A 4268-nucleotide genomic window follows, 5' to 3' on the forward strand; every position below is an offset into this window, starting at 1 on the left:
GTCCGCGTAGCGGGCCGCGGCCTCGGCGGGGTCGAGCCCCGTCCCCTCGGTCCAGCCGCTCACGACGACCTCGCCGTCCTTGGCGTCGAGACTGACGACGACGCTTCCCGGGTGCGTCTCGGCGATCTCCGCGACGATCTCCGGCTCCTCGACGGCCGCAGTCCCGAGGATGACGCGGTCGATCCCCGCGTCGAGCAGGCCGCGTGCGTCGGCGGCGGTCCGTATCCCGCCGCCGAGCTGGAGGCCGACGTCGTCGTCGACCGTCTCGCCGACCTCCTCGATGGCGTCGGCGTTGGCGCGCTCCCCGTCGAACGCGCCGTCGAGGTCGACGAGGTGGAGGGTTCTCGCGCCCGCGTCGATCCATCGGGACGCCGCCTCGACCGGGTCACCGTACCGTTTCCCCGTGCCCCGTTCGCCGCCGACGAGCTGGACCACCGCGCCGTCCTGGACGTCGACCGCCGGGACCACCTCGAACGACGGAAAAGCCTCGTTTCGACTCATGATGGGTGTGCCGGGCCGCCGCCGATTAAACCGGTCGATCGTGGCGCATCGACCGCCGGGGCCGACCGATCGCGGCCTCACTCGACGGAGGGAATGAGTGCTTCGACCGCCTCCTCGAACGTTTCGGGTTCGGTCGCGAGCGCTTGGGTGTCGTCGATCAGCTCGTCGACGACCGTCTCCGCACCGATCGGGACGTCGAGGGCGCGCTCGATGGTGTCCGACAGAGGCTCCGTCGGGTGGGCACCGCCGGAGATGAGGACGTCGGTGCCGTCGTGCCACACCGCGAGCCGGGCGGTCATCTCGGCGACGCCGTCGGCGACGGCGGTCGACCCGTCGGGTAACGGTACTTCCCAGTCGAGCCCGAACGCCGCGACGAACGTCGCGGTCGACGCCGTGTGTCCCCCGGCGACGGTCGCCTCGCCGTCATCGACGCGCTCGATGTCGGTCACTCCGGCCTCCCTGAGCTGGTCGCGGAACGCCGCCTCGGCGGCCGAGCGGACCTCGTTCATCAGTCGGTCGCGGCCGATCCCGCCGGGGAGGCTGTCGATCGCCGGGCGGATGTCGATCCGCGCGGCGAAGAAGGTGACCGGGGAGCCGTCGGCGTCGAGCGCGTCCGCGACCGCTTCCGCGATGTCGACGTACTCGTAGACGACCGTGCGTTCGAGCGCGCTGACCGTCAGCGGCCCGTACGACTCCTCGAAGGCGACGCTATCTGACGCCTCGACCAGCCGCCAATCCTCGTCGATGCTGTCGTCGGTGACGACCGGCTCCGGCACCTCGACGTCGCGGGTGCCGAGGCAGCCGGCCGTGGCGAGCGTCCCGACGGCGACGCCCGAGGCGAGGAGTCGGCGACGCGTGAGACCGGACGGCGACGCGTCCGCTGCGATCGTGGATCGAGCCGGTGTGGGGCGTTCGGAGGCGTTGGATCGGTCTGGTCGATCTGACCCGTCGAACCGGTCGGATCGCTCGTCGTTCATACGCGTCCCGAGACGATCAGGACCTAAATGGATATCGTCGCTCTCGTAGACTCGACTGCGACACGGATCCCTTATGTAACCACCAAGTACAACAACTAGGTAATGACTGACGAGACGGCCACGGGAGACGGGAGCCGAACCGCGGACTCAGGCGGCACACACAGTCGGCGGCGGTTCCTCGCGCTGAGCGGGGCAGCAGGTGTCGCGGGACTCGCCGGGTGTAGTGCGGAACAGGTAACCGACGGGAACGGGGACGACGGGAACGGCACCGTCGGCGGCGGCGAGGAGGGGGGCGGCGTCCTCACCGTCGGGACGTTCGGCTCGTTCGTCGACGCGCCGTCGATCAGCCCGGGCGAGTGGCTAAAAGACGAGTTCGAGAGCCGGTACGACGCCGAGATCGAGTACGCGACGCCGGACAACGAGCTGAACTACTACGTCGAGCGCGCTGCCTCCGGAGCGAGCATGGACGCCGACCTCTACGTCGGCATCGGCACCGAGGACCTCGTCCAGATCGACGAGGGGTACGACGGCGATCTGTTCGTCTCCGATCTGGAGATAGATGGCGACGACGACATCCGCGAGGGGCTGCGCTTCGACCCGTTCGGGCGCGCCGTCCCGTACGACACCGGCTACGTCAGCCTCGTGTACGACAGCACGGAGACCGAGGCCCCGGAGACGTTCGAGGGACTCCTCGAAGAGGAGCACCGCGGCGACCTCATCGCGCAGAACCCCGGCAGCTCGACGACCGGACGCTCGTTCCTGTTGCACACAGTCCATCGATTCGGGGACGAGGGGGAGTACGACTACCTCGACTTCTGGGCGGACCTCCAAGAGAACGACGTTCGAGTGCTCGACGCGTGGGACGCCGCGTACACGTCGTGGTCCGAGGGGGAGGCACCCATGGTCGTCTCCTACTCGACGGACCAGGTGTTCGCGAGCGCGGACGGCGCGGACTTGGACCAACACCAGATCCGCTTTCTGGACGACCAGGCGTACGCAACACCGTCGGGGATGGCGCTGTTCGAGGAGGCCGACAACCCCGAGCTCGCCCGGCAGTTCATGTCGTTCATGTTGGAGCCGGACGTACAGGGGGAGATCGTCGAACGCAACGTCTCGTTCCCGGCGACGGAGACCGCCGAACTGCCGCCGGACTACGACGAGCTGGCCCACGAGCCGGACGACCCGGTGACGTTCTCCTACGACGAGCTCCAAGGATCGATGGAGGGCTGGATCTCGGCGTGGGAACGCCAGGTCGCCGGCAACTGAGCCGAAGCGGTGACCGACGATCCGGACGGACGACCCGATTCGAACGCGATCGGCGGCCAGCGGCGCACGGCGCGCGTCCGCGACCGGCTCGAACGGCGGGTGCTGGCGGCGCTCGGGCTCGGGACGCTCGGGATACTGCTCGTCGTCTTCTACTACCCGGTCGCGACGGTACTCGTCGAGTCGGTCGTCGTCGACGGCGTCGTCACGCTGGCGGTGTTCGCGGAGCTGTTGCGCGACCCCTTTTATTTCGGCGACCTCGCGCGGGTGTTTGCGGGCGAGCACCCGTTGGGAGTCGCGCGCGACTTCCTCGGCCCGGATCGCCGGATCGGGATCGTCGGCTTCACCGCGTATCAGGCCGCGCTATCGACGCTCGTCAGCGTCGCGCTCGGCGTCCCGCTCGCGTACCTGCTCGCACGCTTCGAGTTCCGGGGCCGGCGGACGCTGCGGTCGCTCACGATCCTCCCGTTCGTCCTCCCATCGATCATGGTCGCGGTCGGGTTCGTCGCCACGTTCGGCCGGAACGGGACGCTCAATGGGGTGCTCGAGACTCTCGGACTCCCGCCCGTCGAGCTGATGTTCACGCTGGAGGCGATCCTCATCGCCCACGCGTTCTACAACGCGCCGCTCGTCGCGCGGGTGACGACCGCCGCGTGGGAGTCGGTCGACGCGAGCGCGGTCGAGACCGCCCGGAGCCTCGGGGCGGGGCCGATCCGGGCGTTCGCCGACGTGGTCGCCCCACAGGTGTACCCCGCGGTGTTGATGGGAGCGGCACTGACGTTCGTGTTCACGTTCGGAACCTTCCCCATCGTGTTGGCGCTCGGCGGGTTCCAGCTCGCGACCGTCGAGGTGTTCATCTACCGGCTCGTGCGCGACCTCAACTACGCGGAGGCCGCGGCGCTGGCGGTGGTCGAGCTCGTCATCTCGTTGGCGGTGTTGTTCGCGTATCTCCGGTACGAGGCGAAACACACGGTGCAGTCCGGAGGCGTCAGGCCGCTCCCCCGGAAGTCGCTGCTCCCCACCGCACACACGGTGCGCGAGTGGCTCCCGCGAGTCGGGCTTGGAGTCTACGTCGTCGTCGCGTCGCTCGTGTTCGTCGCGCCGATCGTCTCGATGATCCTCGCGAGCGTCACCGGCGGCGACGGCGCGCTGACGCTGGACCACTATCGGTTCCTGATCGAGCGGCAGGAGACGGGGGCCGCGTTCCAGGTCCGGCCGTGGCCCGCGATCCGCAACTCGCTGGTGTTCGCGGCCGCGTCGGCGCTGGTCGCGCTCCCGATGGGCGTCGTCATCGCGGTGGTCACCACCCGCGAGTACCGCGGGCGGAAGCTCGTCGGGACGCTCGCGATGGCCCCGTTCGCCGTCTCGGGGATCCTCGTCGGACTCGGCCTGTTGCGGGGGCTGGTGTTCGGCGTCGAGATCGCCGGCTGGCGGATCGCGGTCGCCGGGTCGGCCGCGATCGTCGCTGCACACGCCGTGTCGGGGTACCCGTTCGTCGTGCGGACGGTCGCGCCGGGGCTGGAGTCG

4 protein-coding genes are annotated in these 4268 nt (G+C 69.6%); 2 read left to right on the forward strand and 2 right to left on the reverse strand.

Annotated features, from left to right (window positions below):
* Together ACFQEU_RS12100 and ACFQEU_RS12105 are read right to left on the reverse strand one after the other, a co-directional pair.
* On the reverse strand, positions 1-501 hold a 501-nt coding region (locus ACFQEU_RS12100), incomplete at its 3' end, for a HisA/HisF-related TIM barrel protein (protein WP_379782476.1).
* Positions 502-578: 77 nt separating this feature from the next.
* Complete coding sequence (locus ACFQEU_RS12105; RefSeq protein ID WP_379782478.1) at positions 579-1478, reverse strand: DUF6517 family protein; 900 nt, start codon at positions 1476-1478, stop codon at positions 579-581.
* Positions 1479-1580: 102 nt separating this feature from the next.
* On the opposite strand from ACFQEU_RS12105, the gene ACFQEU_RS12110 reads away from it, so the two are divergent.
* Complete coding sequence (locus ACFQEU_RS12110; RefSeq protein ID WP_379782480.1) at positions 1581-2744, forward strand: thiamine ABC transporter substrate-binding protein; 1164 nt, start codon at positions 1581-1583, stop codon at positions 2742-2744.
* A 9-nt stretch (positions 2745-2753) separates the two neighbouring features.
* On the forward strand, positions 2754-4268 hold a 1515-nt coding region (locus tag ACFQEU_RS12115), incomplete at its 3' end, for an ABC transporter permease (RefSeq protein WP_379782482.1).

Source organism: Halorubrum tibetense (assembly GCF_042661865.1).
GTDB classification, from domain to species: Archaea; Halobacteriota; Halobacteria; order Halobacteriales; family Haloferacaceae; genus Halorubrum; species Halorubrum tibetense.